The following is a 16,154-nucleotide window of genomic DNA, read 5'->3' as shown; positions in this document are numbered from 1 at the left end:
GGTGACTGTCATGGCCGACCCTGCGGCCCCCCTCGCGCCGCGTTCGGAGGCGCGCCTTAGCCCCGTCCGCGCCGACCTCGCCCAGCTTCTGAAGCTGTCGGGGCCGGTGGTGCTCGCGCGCCTGGGCATCATGACCATGGGCCTGATGGACGCCATCGTGGTCGGTCGCTATTCGGCTGAGCAACTGGGCTTTCACGCCATGGCCTGGGCGCCGACCTCGGTGATCCTGACCATGGCCATCGGGCTCTTGACCGGGGTCCAGGTGATGACCGCGCGGGCGGTTGGCGAGGGACGCCGGGATGAGAGCGGGGCGGTCCTGCGCCGGGGGCTGGTCTATGGGGGCTGGATTGGCCTGGCCTCGATGCTGGTGCTGGTCGTCGCCGCGCCCTGGGGCCTGTCGCGGGTCGGACTGGAGCCGAGCCTGGCCGCCGGCTCGACCGGACCGGTGATCATCTTCGCCCTGTCCCTGCCCACCTATGTGGTGGCCTGCGCCGCCAGCTTCTGGCTGGAAGGGCTGTCGCGGCCAGGCCCGGCCATGGTGATCATGTGGCTGGCCAATATCGTCAATCTGGCCTTTCTGCTGGTCCTGGTGCCAGGCGCCTTCGGGCTTCCGGCCCTGGGGGCTGTGGGTGCGGCCTGGGCGACCTTCGCCGCCCGGGCCTTCCTGGCGGCGACGCTGCTGATCTACATCGCCAGGATGACCGACTCCAAGGCGCTTGGGGTGTTCACCAAGCCCGCCCGCGATCGGGCGGCGGCGGCTGAGCAGCGCAAGATCGGCTATGGCGCCGGCGCGTCCAACTTCTTCGAGGTGGCGGCCTTCGCCTCGCTCAATGTCGTCGCCGGCTGGATCGGCACCCTGGCGCTGGCCGCCTGGACCGTGGTTCTGAACGTCATATCGATGGTGTTCATGGCCCCCCTGGGCCTGGCCACCGCTACGGCGGTCCTGGTCAGCAGCGCCTATGGCGCCCGGGATCGCTCAGCGGTCTTGCGGGCTGGTCTGCTGGGTTTTGCGGTCACCGCAGTCTTTGGGGTGGTGGTCTCCCTCTTAATCTGGCCCGCTGCGCCCTGGATCGCGGCGGCCTACACCACAGACCCCCAGGTGATATCGGTGGCCGCAGCAGCCCTGGCGCTGTCCTGCCTGTTCCTGCTTGCTGATGGTCTGCAGGTGGTGATCGCCCAGGCCCTCCGAGCCCGGGGCGATGTGTGGATGCCCACCTTCACGCACCTGACCAGCTATGTGGTGATTATGATGCCACTGGCCTGGTGGCTGGCCCTGCCCATGGGGATGGGAGTGACTGGCCTGGTCTGGGCGGTGATCCTGGCCAGTCTGGTGTCTGTGGGCCTGTTGGCGGTGCGGTTCTGGCGGCTGTCGCGCCAACCCCTCTGAGCCGCCTCAGACCCCCGCGCCGAGAATCCAGCCCTCTTCCCGCTCGGCTTCGGCCAGGGCGTTCTCGTCCAGGCCCGTGGGCGCGGCGAACAGTTCAGCGAGCTTGCCGGCCTCGTCCAGCTTGGCGAAGTGCTCAGCGGTTTCGCGCACCTGCACCAGGTCCTTCACCTCGCCCGGGGCGGCTTTGATCTTCAGGAGGGACGGATAGACCTCGGCCACGACCACCTCGACTCCTTCCAGATCGAACGGCGTCAGGCGCCCAAAGCCGGTTTCCAGGGGCCATACTCTCAGGGCCTCGCCCCGGGCGGCCTTCAGGCGCTTCACGGCGGGAATGCCCAGCAGGGCCTGCCCCCCGACCGAGCCGTTGTAGTAGAGCTTCCAGATCGAGGCTGCGCCCTTGGCCGCCTCATCGGCGCGGCGGAATTCCGGCAGGTCGTCGGGGCCATGGGCGCGGGTGCGCTTGGGCTGCAGGGTGGTGAGCGCGTCCTTGGGCGGGCAGCCCCAGAACGGGAAGGGCCCCCCGGTCAGCCGCCGGTTCAGCTCAGAGCCGACGCCGAACCGGTTGTTGGTGTTGTCAGCCTTGTCCTTGACCATCTTGTCGATCTGGTCCCAGACCGCGCGCCAGGGCGGATCGCCGGCCAGGTTCAGACCGGCCGCGAAGCCCCGGGGAAAGCCGAGGGGGAAGTCGAACCCCAACAGGGCGCGCTCGCCGCGCTTCCTCAGGTCGTCGAGAATGACGCCAAGCAGTTTCTCGGCCTCGCCGCGGGTGGCCGGGTTGTGGGACTCAAAGGACATGCGGAACCGCACGTCGCGCTTGAGCACGCCGATCCAGACGGAGTCCGTCCCGGTGCCCGGCTTGGCCGCCGCGCTCCAGTCGACAATCAGGTAGGCGCTGAAGAGGCGCGACACGGCATGGCTCCGGACGGGAAGGGGGAGAAGCCTCGTTTGTACCCCCTCCGCCGGGGCGGGCCAATGGCATGTCGTTCACAAGACACACAAGATGGCTATGGTGCCCCTTCGTTCGTCCCCGGAGATTCCCGATGAGAGCTGTCCTGTTCGCCGCCGCCCTGGCCTCCACCCTGGCGCTCGCCGCCTGCGGACAATCGTCTGACACCGGCCCCAGCGTGGCCGAGGTGGCTCCCACAGGGCCGGAGCTGAGCGGCGTCGGCGTCATCGCCGCCCTCGACGGACGAACCCTCGCCATCGACCATGAGGGCGTGGAAGGCGGCCAGCCTGCGGGGCGCCAGGAGTTTCGCGCCTACGCCACCGTCCTGGCCGAGGCGCCTCTGGAGCCTGGCGCGCGGGTCAGCTTCAAGTATCAGGACGCCGAGCCCCTGCCTGTCCTGACCGAACTCAGCGCCAGATAGGCTGGCGCGGTCCGTCGCGGCCGCGACCCATTGACCTCCAGCTCTGGAACCGGCCCCGCGCCTGTGGCGCGCGGTCTGCGGATCATGCTAGGCGGCCCAAAGGTTCATGGAGGTGATATGAGCGAGTCTCTGAGAGGCGGCGTCATTGGCGCCGGCGTGTTTGGCGCCTATCACGCCCGCCAGTACGCCCGGCTGCCCGGGGTGGACCTGGCGGCGATCTTTGATCCTCATCCCGAGCGCGCCGCGTCCCTGGCCATGCCCCTGGGCGGGCGGGCCTTCGCGACCCTGGAGGACTTCCTCGAAGCTGTGGACGTGGTCACCGTAGCCTCGCCCGCCGCCTGGCATGCGGAACAGGCGCTGGCCGCGGTGAAGGCCGGCAAGTCGGTCTATATTGAAAAGCCGATCGGGATCGACGTCGCCAAGGCCGAGGCGGTCGCCACGGAGGCGGCTCGCCGTGGTCTTGTGGTCGCATGCGGGCATCAGGAACGGGTCCTGTTCCAGGTCATGGGTCTGTTCGACATTCCCGCCCAGCCCCTGCGGCTGGAGGCGGTGCGTCACGGGACGCCGTCCGACCGCAGTCTGGACGTCTCTGTGGTGCTGGACCTGATGATCCATGACCTCGATCTGGCCCTGGCGCTTTCCCAGGCCGAGCCGGTGACCGCCGAGGGAGAGGGCGCAATTGTGCGCGCCTCGTCCTGGGACACCGCCCGCAGCGAGGTCTCGTTCGACGATGGCTTCACCGCCTTGTTCGATGTCTCCCGGGTGGCGCCGGCGCGGCGCAGGACCATGAAGCTGGTCTATCCTTCGGGCGAGCTTGAGATCGACTTCCTGACCCGCGCCTTCCGCAATACGACGGGCTTCGCCCTCAACGCGGACTTTGCTGAGACCCCAGCGGCGAAGGACACCCTGGGCGCCAGCGTCGAGGCCTTCCTGGCCGCTGTCCGCGGCGAGGCGCCCCGGCCCATCGTCACCGCCGCCGAAGCGATCCGCGCCCTGGACCTGGCTCTGGCGGTGGAGGAGGGCCTCACTCCCGAGACCTGAGAGTCCGCGCCTCACCACTTTTCGATAATGCGACGAGTTCGCAAAAAGTGACTTGCCATAAACCCGAGGCATGGGCATTCGTCGCGAATGCGAAGCGATCTCATATCTGGGGTCGCGAAGGGGGTCTTTATGCGGCGAGTTCTCATGTTATCGGCGGCCTTTGTCGCCATGGCTTCTGCGGTTCAAGCGCAGGACACCGCGGTCAGCGAGGTGGTGGTCACCGGTCGGGCTCAACAGCTCTACAGGACCCAGGAGGTCCAGGCGGGCCGCCTGCCGACCCCGCCTTTGGAGTCCAGCCAAGCTATCCAGGTCATCAATGCCGAGTTGATCGCTGACCAGGGCGCTCGGGACGCCCAGGACCTCTACCGCAACATTTCCGGGGTGAGCTTCTTCTCCTATGCCGGGGTCACCGCCCGCGGTTTCCGCCAGGAGGAAATATTCTTCGACGGTCTGCGAGGCGACCCCTATGCGGGTTTCTCCGTACCGCAACTCTTCAATGTGGAGCGTGTGGAGTTTCTCAAGGGGCCTGCCGGGATGCTCTACGGTCCCGGCGCGCCCGGCGGCCTCTTCAACTATGTGACCAAGAAGGCCGAGGATGAGTTCTCCGCCCGGGTGGCTGGGGTTATCGGGACCGAGGCGCGCTACGGCGGCTCCGTCGAGGTGTCGGGTGGCCTGCCGATCGAGGGCGTGGCCGGCCGGCTGGGGGCGTTCTATGAGGAGCAGAACACCGCCCGGGTGAACGCTCGGTCAGAGGTGCTCATCCTTGATGGCGGCCTGAAAATCGATCTGCCGCTTGGCGAACTGAACCTGCAGGCGACCCACTATGACCAGAACCTGCCCGGCAACCGCCTGCGTGGCGTTCCGGTGGACAATCTGGGGAAATTCCTCACTGACCGGCGCTGGAATCACAATGAGCCCAACGACTTCCTGCGCCTGGAAGCCAATGTCTATCAGGCGAGTTGGAGCGCTGAGCCGACCGAGAGGCTGAGCCTCGACGCCGCGGTTCGCTACAGCGAAGGGCTGGAGACGCAGAAATACCACGAGCCCTTTGGATTGCTCGACACCGACGGCGACGGCGTTATCGACGCCTCACGGCGCCAGTACCGGGATCAGATACGTGATCAGTCCAACTGGTCGCTGGGCGGCAATCTGGTCTGGGGCTTCGACTTGGCTGGCGTGGAGAGCCGGTTGCTGGCTGGCGCTGACTGGTTCACCAATGAGCTGGTGTTCGACGGCCGCAGCATTAACGGCGCCGTGCGCGTCACCCCAACGGCGCCCGCGCCGCTCAGCCTGTTCGCTCCTGTTTTTGGCGTAACTCCGGCTGCCAACTATGTTCTTCCAGTCTATTCGCGTTCCGTCACAGAGACCGAGCGCGCAGGCGGCTATCTGCTCTATGAGGCCACCCTCGGCCCGCTGATCGGGACGGTCGGCGCGCGCTATGACCGCTTTGAAGATGTGTCGGGCGCGACCTCATTTGAGGATGACGCTCTGACCTGGCGGGCGGGCCTCGTCTACCGGGTGCGCCCCGACGTGTCGGTCTATGGCCAGTGGGCTCAGAGTTTCGAACCCCAGGGCGTGGGCAGCCAGACCCCCCTTGCCGGCGGACCGTTCGAACCAACCGAAGGGGAGATGTTCGAGGCCGGTGTGAAAACCGAGCTTATGGGCGGTCGGGTGCAGAGTTCGGCGGCGATCTATCACATCACCCGCACCAATATCCTGCAGGCCGATCCCCGCGGGGATGTCGGCGGCGATGGCGTGAACGATCTGGTGGCCTTTGGCGAGATCACCAGCAAGGGAGTCGAAGTCGACCTCGCGGCCGATCTCACCCCCAACTGGGTGCTGACCACTTCATATGCCTATAACGACACCCGCATCACCGGGGACAATGGCCGCACGACTCTCACCAACAGCGTCGGCGATCGCTTCGCCAATGCGCCCGAGCACACGGTGGGCTTCTGGACCCGATATCAGTTCCCCGCCCTTGGTCTCGCCCTTGCACTGGGTGGGGACTATGTCGATGTCCGCCGTTCGCTGTCCAACCAGAAGGTCCGGCCCTACTTCGTCCTTGACGCCTCGATCATCTACACCCGGGGTCCCTGGCGGGCCCTGGTGCGGATCGATAACCTGACTGACGAGGTCTATGCGGCCTCGGGCTTCATCGACCGCACCGGCCACTTCCCCGGCGATCCCAGGTCGGTGTTCCTTGAGTTGTCCCGCCGATGGTGACTCTCGACCAGGACAGCCCGAGCCTGGCCAAGCCCCGGCAGAGGAAGAAGGCCTCCCGCATCTGGTGGGAGGTCCACCAGTGGGCAGGACTGAAATTCTCGATCCTGCTGAGCTTCATCCTTCTCACCGGCACGCTGGCGACCCTCAGTCATGAGATTGACTGGCTCCTGCGGCCGGCCATGCGGGTAAGCCCGGCCAGCGTCGCCTCTGAAGTGAACTGGGCCGCCGTGGCGAAGACGGCTGCGGCCCAGGCAGGGGAGGGCCGGGTCATCAGCTTGGAAGCGCCGACCGATCCGTGGTTCGCCGCTACGGCGGTGATGGAGAACGCCGAGGGCGGCCTGTATTTCGTCTACGCCCACCCGGTCACAGGGGCGCTCAAGGGCCACGGTCACTGGGTCAGCGCCCAACGCATTCTGCGAAACATGCATCGCCACCTGATGATGCCGATCGCGATCGGGGTGCCGATCGTCTCGTCCCTGTCGTTGCTGCTGGCGATCAGCCTTGTCACCTCTTTTGTCGTCTACAAGAAGTGGTGGCGAGGTTTCCTGAGGCCGATCCGCCTCACGGACCTGCGCACCGCCATGGGGGACTTCCATCGCCTGGCGGGGTTGTGGAGTCTCTGGTTCATCCTCCTGATGATTCTCACGGGTCTTTGGTATTTGGCCGAGGAGACGGCTTTCGCGGCGCCCCGCCTGCCGTCGGTCAAGGCGGAGCCTGCAGCAGAGGGTATGGTCGCCCTGGCGTCGCGCCTGCCCGTCACTCTGGAGGCCGCCAGGACCGCCAATCCGGACCTGCGTATCGAGCGCATCCTGTTTCCGACCGAAACGTCCGGGGCCTTCGTCTTGCATGGCCAGGACGCTGCGATCCTGGTCCGGCCCCGAGCCAACGCCATTTTTACGGATGCTGGGACGGGCAAGGTTCTGCTGGTCAATGACGGCCGCGATTTGAGTTTTCACCAAAGGCTGTCTGAAGCCGCCGATCCGCTTCACTTCGGCGTCTGGGGTGGATTGACGACCAAGATCATCTGGTTTGCGTTCGGCCTGGCCCTGACCAGTCTGTCGGTCTCCGGGGTCGCCATTTACGCCTTACGCTTGATCCGAGCTGAGCGCCGGCCCCCCCGGTGGGGCCAGGCTCTTGTCCTCAGCTGGCGGGGCATGGGAGTCTGGCGGTGGCCGGCCTTGGTCCTGGTGATCATCGGATTTGTGCTGATCCCGTCGGTCTTCCTGCAAGCCTAGGCTTTCGGCGGGAGGCCCGGGCGCCTAGGTTGGAGTCGCAGCCGAACAGGAGACGCCCGTGGCCGACGCCTATGATTACTCGTTCCAAGCCATCGAGGGCGGCGACCTGCCGCTGGCGACCTTCAAGGACAAGGTGGTTCTGGTGGTGAACACCGCCTCCAAGTGCGGACTCACGCCCCAGTACGAGGGGCTGGAGAAGCTCTACAGCGACTATCGCGACAAGGGCTTGGTGGTGCTGGGCGTGCCGTCCAATCAGTTCGCAGGTCAGGAGCCGGGGACCGAGGCGGAGATCGCCGCATTCTGCGCCACCAGCTTCGGGGTTGATTTTCCCATGACGGCCAAGACCGACGTCAAGGGCGAGACGGCCCATCCCTTCTACCAGTGGGCCAAGGCCGAGCTGGGCGAGTCCGCCGATCCGGCCTGGAACTTCCATAAGATCCTGGTGGGCAGGGATGGACGGCTGGTCCGCGCCTTCGGCCCCCGCACTGAGCCGATGGATCTCGACGTCATAAGCGCTGTCGAGGCCGCGCTTTAGGAGGCTGAGCTTCCAGTATGCGTCGTCTGGGTCTGATCGGCGGCATGAGCGCCGAAAGCACCACCACCTACTATCAGCTGCTCAATCAGGGGGTTCGCGCCCGGCTGGGCGGACTGCATTCGGCTGAGCTTTTGCTGTGGTCTGTGGACTTCGCGCCCATCGCCCAGATGCAGGCGGCCGGCGATTGGGCCACCGCCGGGGCCCAGCTGTCCCAGGCCGCCCATGTGTTGGAGCGGGCCGGCGCCGAGGCGGTGCTGATCTGCGCGAACACCATGCATCTGGTGGCCGATGAGGTGGCTGCGGCGATCTCCGTGCCCCTGATCCATATCGGCGACGCCACAGCCACGGCCCTGACCGATCAGGGCGTGAAACGCCCGCTATTGCTGGCCACCCGCTTCACCATGGAAGAGACCTTCTATCGCGACCGCCTGGCGTCCTTCGGACTTGATCCCATGATCCCGGGGGAGGGGGCGCGTGAACGCCTTCACGCGATCATCTATGATGAGCTGTGCCAGGGCGTCATCGACGTGGCGTCCCGAACCGCTGTGATGGCGATGATCGAGCGCGGCCGGGCCGAGGGCGCCGATAGCGTCATCTTCGGCTGCACCGAGCTTGGCCTGTTGTTGGACCCCGAATCCGTTGGCCTGCCCGTGGTCGATTCCGCCCTGGCTCACGTGACCGCGGCCCTGGACTTTGCTCTCGACGGATAGATGGTCAGTCCCGTCGCTTCTTGTCGGCCTCGGCGTTGATGTATTCTTCGAACCCGCTGGCCTTGACCGCCCGGTCTTCCAGCCGGGCCGGGCTGGGGGCGCCCGGGGGATTGTCGCCCGCATTGAAAACCAGGCCAGGGCCGGAGGCTGGCGGGGCCGTCACCGAATAGGCGCTGGGCTCATCCCAAGGCGCTGGGCCCCCTTTGGCCGCCTCATATTCAGCACGCTCAAGATCTGAGACGACTCCATCCCGATTGGCGTCGGCGGGATGGTGGAGCCGCAGCCCCTGGGCATGGGCTGCGCCGCCAATCGCCAGGATCGACAGCATCGCCAGAAAACCTACCCGCATATTCCCTACTCCCAACGGTCTTTGGTCGACAATCTGACGACGCAGGCCGCCAGGATCAACCGGTCTCAGGGCAGCGCGGGAACGCCGAACAGGTGGGGGTGGCCCACCAGCAGGATGGCGTAGACCGCCAGGGCCGCCAGGGGACGCCACAGGCCGATCTCCCCCAGCCTCAGGGACTGCCGGCCGGCGAGGATCGCGGCGAAGGGGATGTTGGAGGTCTGGGTGGCGAAGGGCTCCCAGGTTGCGCCCAGGGCGCGGCGGCGCTTGGCGTCGATGCTTGTGGTCCCGGCGAGCGCCAGGACCAGCAGGGTGCCGAACAGGGTCATGCCGGCGCGATCGCCATTCACGATCAGATGGCCGATGGCCCAGATCGCCACGCCCCACAGGAACGGATGCCGGGTGATCCGCAGCATGCCTTTCACGGCGTCCTCCCGTTGCAGGACTCCCTCCTGTTTGACGCTGGTGGGATTGGGGGTGGTCAGGCCGATGACGACAAAAAGGAAGGCGACCAGCTGCAGGAGGATCTGGATATGGCGGGTGGCTGCGCCGACCCCCCAATAGACGGTGTTCCATTCCTCAGTCCGGGCCTGACCATAGGCGAAGATCATCCAGGTCAGACCCGCCACAGACAGCAGGGAGAACAGCCCCATATAAGCGCCTTCGCCGATCCGGCGAACCAGCACGTCGCGGAAGCTGGTCCCCGATATCAACAGGTGGATCATGACGAAAAAGGCCGAGGCGGCGGTCAGCTGGATCATGTGGTCTCCCCCCGAGGCGTTCCGGGACCATTCGTCGATAAATTTACGGCGTCAAGGCACGGGGTCGGGATCGTCCTCGTCGAACAGATCCCGCGTACGAGGTTCGGCCCCAGGGGCGGCTGGTCTGGCGCGGGGCGCGGGCGGCTCATCCCAGGGCGGCGCCTCGGCCTCGGGCTGCGCGGCCGGTTCTGCGGCGAAGACGGGCGCGGGGGCGGGCGCGACGAGGGGCGAGGCCGCCGCCGCGGGCCGTGGTGGGCTTGCCCGGCGCAGGATGGCCTCGACACGGGCGATCCATCGATTGGCTTCCTGAATGGCTTCGGCCGGGGAGGGGGCGTTGCGCTTGGCCTCGTCCCCCGGCGCCCACAGGGTGAGTTCGAAGTCAGGATAGCGGGCGTCGTCGAAAATCATCCGCAGCGCCACCTGGCCTGTCCCAGGCGTTGTTCGCTCGAGGGGGCGGCGGCCCTCGCCCCGATAGGCCCGGGCGCGCACCTCGCCATCCACCAGGAGTTCGGCGCCCACCAATTCTTCGATACGATAGACGAGGCACCAGGCGCCCTGGTCCCAGGCCACCACCGCCAGGCTGCGGGAAAAGCTGAAACCCACCCCTCGGCCATTGGCGCTGAGCAGGGCGTCGGCCGGGACCTTGAGCACATTACGGAAGGCCCGGCGAATGCGACGGTCCTCATCCATGAACCAGATGGCCGCGCTGCCGGCGAAGGTCACCGCCGTGCCCGCAAGGGCCAGCCACAGGAGCAGGCGCGCCGTCTCATCCATGGCTGCAAAACCTATCCCTGTTCGCTGTGACCGGAAAGCGGCTCAGAGGCCGAGTTCAATGACCAGCGGCACATGGTCCGACGGTTTGTCCCAGCCCCGGACGTCCCGATGAATTTCGCAGCTCTTGAGGATGTCGGCGGCCTGGGGAGAGAGCAGGGCATGGTCGATCCGGATGCCGTGGTTCCTCGGCCAGGCGCCGGCCTGATAGTCCCAGAAGGTGTAGGCGCCGGGCGCCCCGTCCGCCTGTAGATAGGCGTCCGACAGCCCCAACCACTTCAAGGCCCGAAAGGCTTCCCGGGTGCGCGGCTGGAACAGGGCGTCGTCCAGCCATTTCTCAGGGTTTTCGGCGTCCCGAGGCTCCGGGATCACATTGTAGTCCCCCAGAAGCGCCAGGGGCTCCTCCAGGGCCAGCAAGTCCTGGGCGCGCGCCTGCAGGCGTCCCATCCAGCCGAGTTTGTAGTCATACTTTTCGGTGGTCACCGGGTTGCCGTTGGGCAGATAGATCGAGGCCACCCGCACTGGTCGAGGCCCCGAAACGACGGCTTCGATGTATCGGGCCTGGTCGTCGGCGTCGTCCCCAGGCAGGCCTCTGGTCACGTCTTCCAAGGGCGATTTGGAGAGCAGGGCGACGCCGTTATAGGTCTTCTGCCCATGAACCTCGACATTGTAGCCCAGCCGCTCGAAGGCCTCAGCGGGGAACTTCTCGTCGACGCACTTGATCTCCTGCAGGCAGGCGACGTCGGGCTGGGCCTCCTCGAACCAACGCACCACCGTCTCCAGCCGGGCGTTGACGGAGTTCACATTCCAGGTGGCCAGGCGCATCGCGGTCTCCAGGGCATGGGCGAAGCGCGAAGCTAGAGCGCGTTCCGCAAAAGGGGAATCCGGTTTTGCGGTTGAAGTCCGCCCGACTCCAGAGACGGGCGTCGCGCCGGCTCAATCGGCCCAGGAGTAGCTAGATCGAGAAGCTGACGCCGCAGCCGCAGCTGGACTTGGCGTTCGGGTTGCGGATCTTGAACTCCGCGCCCACCAACTCATCGACAAAGTCGATCTCCGAGCCCTTCAGCATGATCAGGGACATCTCGTCCACCAGGGCGGCGGCGCCATCGCGCTCGATGCGCAGATCATCCGGCTCGGCGGTGTCCACCAGGTCGAGCTGATACTGGAAACCCGAGCAGCCGCCGCCCTCGACCGCCACGCGGAGCATGACGGGCTTGCCTTCAGTCCGGCTGATCGCCTTGAGCCTTTCGGCGGCTGCGGCGGAGAGGGTGAGGTCTAGTGTGGTCATGGCCTGTTATATCAACCTGTGGCTTCGACTATATGATGACTCCAGCGGCCTCGACCAAGGGGCACGTGCGAATGAAGGATCTGATGGCCGCTTCCCTGCCGTATCGCGTCGCCTATGCCGAAGATCCGACGGCCTCCCTGGGGCGCAAGGTCGCCGAGGCCGAGAGCGCCACCCGCACCCCCTTCGCCCGGGACCGGGACCGTATCATTCATTGCACCGCCTTTCGGCGGCTGAAGGAGAAGACCCAGGTCTTCGTGGCCCACGAGGGCGATCATTTTCGCACCCGACTGACCCATTCCCTGGAGGTGGCGCAGATCGCGCGCTCCCTGGCGGCGGCGCTCGGGCTGGATGTGGATCTGGCCGAGACCATCGCGCTCGCCCACGACCTGGGACATCCCCCTTTCGGCCATGCCGGCGAGGACGAACTTCAGGTGCTCATGGCCGAGTATGGGGGCTTTGATCACAATGTTCAGACCTTCCGGGTGGTGACCAAGCTGGAGCGGCGCTATCCCGCCTGGGATGGGCTGAACCTGACCTGGGAGACCCTGGAAGGGGTCATCAAGCACAATGGTCCAGTGGCCTCCAAGCTTGACCGCCCCTCCTGGAGCGCCATCGCCGAGTTTGACGCGGACTATGGTCTGCGCCTGTCGACCTGGGCTTCGGCCGAGGCCCAGGTGGCGGCGCTGGCCGACGACATCGCCTACAATAATCACGACGTGGACGACGGGGTGCAGGCGGGCCTGTTTCACCTGAAAGAACTGCTGGACGTGCCGTTGATCGGGCCGATCCTGCGTCAGGTCTATATCGATCACCCCGGCCTGGACGCCGGCATCGTGCGGCTTGAGGCGGTGCGCCGGATGATCGGCGCCATGGTCGACGACGTCATGGCCGAGACCCGCCTGCGGGCCCAGGCCAATGGCCTGAGCTGTCCTGAGGATGTCCGGATGATGTCTGGCGCCCTGGTGGCCTTTTCGCCGGATATGGTCGAGGACCTGGCCCAGCTGCGAGCCTTCCTGATGGAGCGGATGTATCGTCACTGGCGGGTCAACCGCACCCGCAGCCAGGCCCGCCGCATTCTGGCCGAGATGTTCGGCTTGTTCATGCAGGAGCCAGACGTCCTGCCGACGGAATGGTTCGCCCGGTCCAAGGACCGTGGCGACGCCGGAAGAGCACGGGTGGTGTGCGACTACATCGCCGGCATGACCGACCGCTACGCCATCGAAGAACATCGTCGGCTGTTCCACCTCGACGTCTGGAACTAGGACGCAAAGGGGGCCGCATCAGCGATGCGGCTTCGCTAGACTGCCCTTCAGCCCCGCCCGATTCGCGGCGGGTCCAGCGACCCATTCTCCGCGGAGCCTGCGCGATGTCCGACCACAATCGCGGCGCCTATACGCCCCCCACAGACGCGCCGCTGTCCTTTGACGCGCGCCAGCCGGTGCGCGGGTCGCGCCCGGCGCCGATGATGCTGGTGATCAGCGCCGTGGTGCTGGTGGTGCTGGTGGTGGCCATCGTGCTCATCTATCGCTCCGGCGCCCGGGGCGCCGGTGACGCCCCGCAGACGGTGGGCGTTCCCGTCGCGGAGATGAAGACCGTGCCGGCGGAGTCTGACCAACCGGTCGATCCGGCGACGGGCCTGCAGATCTATCGCTCCGAGGATGGCGCCCCGGCGCCGTCGGAACCCAATTTCGTGCCGCCCCCGGAGGAGCCTCAGGCCCGTCCCGCTCCTGACCTGCGGCCCTCGGCGCCGGTGGAAAGCCGGCCGGCGCCTGCGGCTGTACCCGCGCCCGCTCCCAAGGCGCCGACGCCCGCGCCGGCCCCAGCGCCCGCAGCGAAAGCCCCAGAGCCGGCGGCCGTGGCCGCGGGCGGGGCCATGGTGCAGGTGGGCGCCTTCTCGACCGAAGCTCTGGCCGACGCCGGGTGGAATGACGCCATGCGCGCCCTGCCGGACTCCGCCGCCGGCAAGGGTAAGCGGGTGGAGCCGGTCCAGAGCGACGGCAAGACCCTCTATCGCGGCTATGTCACGGGCTTCGCCTCCCGAGCCGAGGCGAGCGCCTACTGCGAGCGCCTCAAGGCCGCCGGCCGCAGCTGTTTCGTCCGGTGAGCGTCCGGGCCTGCATTTTCGGCTGCTCGGGCCTGGAGCTGACGCGGGCTGAGGCCGGCTTCTTCGCCGACGTGAAGCCGTGGGGCTTCATCCTCTTCAAGCGCAACGTGGAAAGCCCAGACCAGGTCCGCCGGCTGGTGGACGCGCTCCGGGCCGCCGTCGGGCGAGACGACGCGCCGGTTCTGATCGACCAGGAGGGCGGCCGGGTCCAGCGTCTGGGGCCTCCCCATTGGCCGGTCTATCCGCCGGGCCGGGCCTATGGATCGCTGCCGGGCAATGACCCGTTGCTGCGCCGGGAAATCACCCGCCTGGGCGCCCGGTTGATGGCCCATGACCTGGCTGAGCTGGGGATCAACGCCGATTGCGTGCCGGTTCTCGACGTGCCCCAGGCCGGCGCCCATGACGTCATCGGCGACCGCGCCTATGGCGACACGGCGCAGGAGGTGGCCTTGCTCGGTCGTGCGGCGGCCGAGGGGCTGATCGCCGGCGGTGTTCTGCCGATCATCAAGCACATCCCCGGCCATGGCCGATCCATGGCCGACAGCCACCTGGACCTGCCGGTGGTCGACGCCCCCCTGGAAGAGCTGGATGCGGTGGACTTCGCCCCCTTCCGGGTGCTGTCGGACATGCCCATGGCGATGACCGCCCATGTGGTCTATTCGGCCATCGACCCGAAGCGCCCGGCCACGACCTCGCGCAAGGCGATCAAGCACGTCATCCGGGACTCGATCGGCTTTCAGGGCCTGCTGATGAGCGATGACCTGTCGATGAAGGCCCTGTCTGGAGACTTCAAGGCCCGCACGCGGGCGTCCATCGCCGCCGGTTGCGACGTGGCGCTCCACTGCAATGGCGACATGGCCGAGATGGCGCCCATCGCCGAGGCCTGCGGCAAGCTCTCGGGCAAGGCCAGGCGTCGGGCCGAGGCCGCGCTCGCCAGGCTGGCCAAGCGCCCCGAGCCCATCGACCTCGCCGAGGCCCGCGCCCGGTTCGCATCGGCCTTTGACGGCGGCTGATGAGCGGGCAAGGCTTCCAGCCCCATCTCGACTTCGAGGCCGCGGCCACGGCGGCCGAGGACGGCGAGGCGCTGATCATCGATGTGGACGGCTATGAGGGGCCGCTGCACGTGCTTCTGGCGCTCGCCCGCACCCAGAAGGTGGACCTGCTCAAGCTGTCGGTCCTGAAGCTCGCCGAGCAGTATCTGACCTTCGTTCATCAGGCCCGACGGCTACGCTTCTCCCTGGCGGCTGATTATCTCGTCATGGCCGCCTGGCTGACCTATCTGAAGTCGCGCCTGCTGCTGCCCAAGCCCGAGCGCCCTCAGTCCGAAGAGCCGCCGGCCGAGGAGATGGCCGCCCAGCTGGCCTATCGCCTGGCGAAACTGGACGCCATGCGCCGGGCGGCCGAGGCGTTGAAGATGCGCCCGCAACTGGGACAGGAGGTGTTTGGCCGGGGCGACCCCGAGGCCATCCGCATCATTCCGTCCATGCGCATTGAGGGCGACCTCTACAGTCTGATGGCGGCCTATCTGGATCAGCGCCGCCGGGACGAGGGCCGCCGCTACGCGCCGCGGGCGCCGAAGGCCTATCCCCTCGAGGCCGCACGGGAGCGCCTGCGGGGACTGTTGCCGGAACTGGAGCGCTGGACGCCGCTCGCCGGGGTCGCGCCGGTCCGGACCGGCCTGGGGGAGGGGCCTTCCCGGGCCTCCTATCTGGCCTCAACCCTGTCGGCGAGCCTTGAGCTGGTCAAGGAAGGCGCCCTAGAGGCGCGGCAATTGGAAGCCTTCGCCGACCTCTATCTGCGGACGCGGCGCCGGGAGCCGGTCCCATGAGCGAGGCTGTGGAGCGGGCGATCGAGGCCCTGCTGTTCGCCGCCGCCGGGCCCCTGAGCGCGGCCGAACTGGCCCAGCGGCTACCTGTGGAGTCCGATGTCGGCGCCGCCCTGATGGCGCTGAAGGCCCGCTATGCTGGTCGCGGGGTGGAGTTGGTCTGCGTGGCCGAGCGTTGGCGGTTCCAGACCGCCGCAGACCTGGCCCATCTGATGACCGAGGAGCGGGAGGAGCCCAGGCGCCTGTCCCGCGCCGCCCAGGAAACCTTGGCCATCATCGCCTATCACCAACCGGTCACCCGCGCCGAGATCGAGTCCGTGCGGGGGGTGCAGGCCAGCAAGGGCACCCTGGACGTCCTCCTGGAGCTGGGCCTGGTGCGCATGCGCGGGCGGCGGCGCACCCCGGGTCGCCCGGTGACCTATGGCACGACAGAGACCTTTCTTGAGCACTATGGCCTGGCCAGCCTGGCGGACCTGCCAGGGATGGCCGAGATGAAGGCCGCCGGCCTGCTGGGGCTGGACCTGCCCCCGGACTTCGCGGTCCCCGATCCGAATGGGC

At 67.3% G+C, this 16,154-nt stretch carries 18 protein-coding genes; 12 read left to right on the top strand and 6 right to left on the bottom strand.

The annotated features are described in order from the left end of the window. Window positions 1-10 precede the first annotated feature (10 nt). On the top strand, window positions 11-1,387 hold the full coding sequence (locus Q7V15_RS15695; RefSeq protein WP_304756747.1) for an MATE family efflux transporter: 1,377 nt from the start codon (window positions 11-13) through the stop codon (window positions 1,385-1,387). Window positions 1,388-1,393: 6 nt separating this feature from the next. Here the strand turns inward: Q7V15_RS15695 and Q7V15_RS15690 are convergent, their stop codons facing one another. Beyond that, a complete protein-coding gene (locus tag Q7V15_RS15690) occupies window positions 1,394-2,296 on the bottom strand; it encodes a cobalamin biosynthesis protein CbiG (protein WP_304756744.1) in 903 nt (300 codons plus the stop codon). 131 nt (window positions 2,297-2,427) lie between these two features. On the opposite strand from Q7V15_RS15690, the gene Q7V15_RS15685 reads away from it, so the two are divergent. The 6 genes from Q7V15_RS15685 to Q7V15_RS15660 all read left to right on the top strand — a co-directional run bounded on the left by Q7V15_RS15685 (window position 2,428) and on the right by Q7V15_RS15660 (window position 8,501). After that, window positions 2,428-2,754 (top strand): lipoprotein, encoded by a 327-nt coding sequence (locus Q7V15_RS15685; RefSeq protein WP_304756742.1) that lies wholly within the window; start codon window positions 2,428-2,430, stop codon window positions 2,752-2,754. Between the two features lie 117 nt (window positions 2,755-2,871). Beyond that, window positions 2,872-3,795 carry a Gfo/Idh/MocA family protein gene (locus Q7V15_RS15680; RefSeq protein WP_304756740.1) on the top strand — a complete coding sequence of 308 codons (924 nt, stop codon included), beginning with the start codon at window positions 2,872-2,874 and terminating at the stop codon, window positions 3,793-3,795. Window positions 3,796-3,939: 144 nt separating this feature from the next. After that, entirely contained in the window at window positions 3,940-6,021 is a 2,082-nt protein-coding gene (locus Q7V15_RS15675; RefSeq protein ID WP_304756738.1) for a TonB-dependent siderophore receptor, read from the top strand. Next, window positions 6,015-7,256 carry a PepSY domain-containing protein gene (locus Q7V15_RS15670; RefSeq protein ID WP_304756736.1) on the top strand — a complete coding sequence of 414 codons (1,242 nt, stop codon included), beginning with the start codon at window positions 6,015-6,017 and terminating at the stop codon, window positions 7,254-7,256. Before Q7V15_RS15675 ends, Q7V15_RS15670 begins: the two co-directional genes overlap by 7 nt. A gap of 58 nt (window positions 7,257-7,314) precedes the next feature. Next, window positions 7,315-7,791 carry a glutathione peroxidase gene (locus Q7V15_RS15665; RefSeq protein WP_304756734.1) on the top strand — a complete coding sequence of 159 codons (477 nt, stop codon included), beginning with the start codon at window positions 7,315-7,317 and terminating at the stop codon, window positions 7,789-7,791. A 17-nt stretch (window positions 7,792-7,808) separates the two neighbouring features. Next, a complete protein-coding gene (locus Q7V15_RS15660) occupies window positions 7,809-8,501 on the top strand; it encodes an aspartate/glutamate racemase family protein (protein WP_304756733.1) in 693 nt (230 codons plus the stop codon). A gap of 4 nt (window positions 8,502-8,505) precedes the next feature. Here the strand turns inward: Q7V15_RS15660 and Q7V15_RS15655 are convergent, their stop codons facing one another. The 5 genes from Q7V15_RS15655 to erpA form a co-directional block, all read right to left on the bottom strand. Further along, window positions 8,506-8,850 carry a hypothetical protein gene (locus Q7V15_RS15655; RefSeq protein WP_304756732.1) on the bottom strand — a complete coding sequence of 115 codons (345 nt, stop codon included), beginning with the start codon at window positions 8,848-8,850 and terminating at the stop codon, window positions 8,506-8,508. 65 nt (window positions 8,851-8,915) lie between these two features. After that, on the bottom strand, window positions 8,916-9,608 hold the full coding sequence (locus tag Q7V15_RS15650) for an NnrU family protein (protein WP_304756730.1): 693 nt from the start codon (window positions 9,606-9,608) through the stop codon (window positions 8,916-8,918). A 51-nt stretch (window positions 9,609-9,659) separates the two neighbouring features. Next, the gene (locus Q7V15_RS15645) at window positions 9,660-10,382 is read right to left on the bottom strand and encodes a hypothetical protein (protein ID WP_304756729.1); all 723 of its coding nucleotides are present in this window, start codon (window positions 10,380-10,382) and stop codon (window positions 9,660-9,662) included. Between the two features lie 42 nt (window positions 10,383-10,424). Then, the gene (gene xth, locus Q7V15_RS15640) at window positions 10,425-11,204 is read right to left on the bottom strand and encodes an exodeoxyribonuclease III (RefSeq protein WP_304756727.1); all 780 of its coding nucleotides are present in this window, start codon (window positions 11,202-11,204) and stop codon (window positions 10,425-10,427) included. Window positions 11,205-11,334: 130 nt separating this feature from the next. After that, on the bottom strand, window positions 11,335-11,667 hold the full coding sequence (erpA, locus tag Q7V15_RS15635) for an iron-sulfur cluster insertion protein ErpA (protein WP_304756726.1): 333 nt from the start codon (window positions 11,665-11,667) through the stop codon (window positions 11,335-11,337). Between the two features lie 83 nt (window positions 11,668-11,750). On the opposite strand from erpA, the gene Q7V15_RS15630 reads away from it, so the two are divergent. The 5 genes from Q7V15_RS15630 to scpB all read left to right on the top strand — a co-directional run. Further along, entirely contained in the window at window positions 11,751-12,929 is a 1,179-nt protein-coding gene (locus Q7V15_RS15630) for a deoxyguanosinetriphosphate triphosphohydrolase (protein WP_304756725.1), read from the top strand. A 104-nt stretch (window positions 12,930-13,033) separates the two neighbouring features. Continuing rightward, window positions 13,034-13,771: an SPOR domain-containing protein gene (locus Q7V15_RS15625; protein WP_304756723.1), complete on the top strand. Its 738-nt coding sequence runs from the start codon at window positions 13,034-13,036 to the stop codon at window positions 13,769-13,771. Further along, complete coding sequence (nagZ, locus tag Q7V15_RS15620; protein ID WP_304756722.1) at window positions 13,768-14,784, top strand: beta-N-acetylhexosaminidase; 1,017 nt, start codon at window positions 13,768-13,770, stop codon at window positions 14,782-14,784. The genes Q7V15_RS15625 and nagZ overlap by 4 nt, the downstream gene beginning before the upstream one ends. Next, the gene (locus tag Q7V15_RS15615; RefSeq protein WP_304756720.1) at window positions 14,784-15,599 is read left to right on the top strand and encodes a ScpA family protein; all 816 of its coding nucleotides are present in this window, start codon (window positions 14,784-14,786) and stop codon (window positions 15,597-15,599) included. The genes nagZ and Q7V15_RS15615 overlap by 1 nt, the downstream gene beginning before the upstream one ends. Further along, a partial coding sequence (gene scpB, locus Q7V15_RS15610) for an SMC-Scp complex subunit ScpB (RefSeq protein WP_304756717.1) occupies window positions 15,596-16,154 on the top strand: 559 nt, incomplete at its 3' end. The genes Q7V15_RS15615 and scpB, both read left to right, overlap by 4 nt.

The sequence above is a fragment of the Phenylobacterium sp. genome (genome assembly GCF_030651755.1).
Lineage (GTDB): Bacteria > Pseudomonadota > Alphaproteobacteria > Caulobacterales > Caulobacteraceae > Phenylobacterium.
The sequence above is the reverse complement of the archived record's forward strand: the minus strand, read 5'-3'. Positions and strand labels throughout refer to the sequence as shown.

What these genes read in the sequence shown, in the direction of transcription:
- Q7V15_RS15675 (WP_304756738.1), top strand. Translation starts at nt 3,940, where the DNA reads ATGTTATCGGCGGCCTTTGTCGCCATGGCTTCTGCGGTTCAAGCGCAG.
- Q7V15_RS15695 (WP_304756747.1), top strand. Translation starts at nt 11, where the DNA reads ATGGCCGACCCTGCGGCCCCCCTCGCGCCGCGTTCGGAGGCGCGCCTT.
- Q7V15_RS15630 (WP_304756725.1), top strand. Translation starts at nt 11,751, where the DNA reads ATGGCCGCTTCCCTGCCGTATCGCGTCGCCTATGCCGAAGATCCGACG.
- Q7V15_RS15670 (WP_304756736.1), top strand. Translation starts at nt 6,015, where the DNA reads ATGGTGACTCTCGACCAGGACAGCCCGAGCCTGGCCAAGCCCCGGCAG.
- Q7V15_RS15660 (WP_304756733.1), top strand. Translation starts at nt 7,809, where the DNA reads ATGCGTCGTCTGGGTCTGATCGGCGGCATGAGCGCCGAAAGCACCACC.
- Q7V15_RS15685 (WP_304756742.1), top strand. Translation starts at nt 2,428, where the DNA reads ATGAGAGCTGTCCTGTTCGCCGCCGCCCTGGCCTCCACCCTGGCGCTC.
- Q7V15_RS15680 (WP_304756740.1), top strand. Translation starts at nt 2,872, where the DNA reads ATGAGCGAGTCTCTGAGAGGCGGCGTCATTGGCGCCGGCGTGTTTGGC.
- Q7V15_RS15650 (WP_304756730.1), bottom strand. Translation starts at nt 9,608, where the DNA reads ATGATCCAGCTGACCGCCGCCTCGGCCTTTTTCGTCATGATCCACCTG.
- erpA (WP_304756726.1), bottom strand. Translation starts at nt 11,667, where the DNA reads ATGACCACACTAGACCTCACCCTCTCCGCCGCAGCCGCCGAAAGGCTC.
- Q7V15_RS15655 (WP_304756732.1), bottom strand. Translation starts at nt 8,850, where the DNA reads ATGCGGGTAGGTTTTCTGGCGATGCTGTCGATCCTGGCGATTGGCGGC.
- Q7V15_RS15615 (WP_304756720.1), top strand. Translation starts at nt 14,784, where the DNA reads ATGAGCGGGCAAGGCTTCCAGCCCCATCTCGACTTCGAGGCCGCGGCC.
- xth (WP_304756727.1), bottom strand. Translation starts at nt 11,204, where the DNA reads ATGCGCCTGGCCACCTGGAATGTGAACTCCGTCAACGCCCGGCTGGAG.
- Q7V15_RS15625 (WP_304756723.1), top strand. Translation starts at nt 13,034, where the DNA reads ATGTCCGACCACAATCGCGGCGCCTATACGCCCCCCACAGACGCGCCG.
- Q7V15_RS15645 (WP_304756729.1), bottom strand. Translation starts at nt 10,382, where the DNA reads ATGGATGAGACGGCGCGCCTGCTCCTGTGGCTGGCCCTTGCGGGCACG.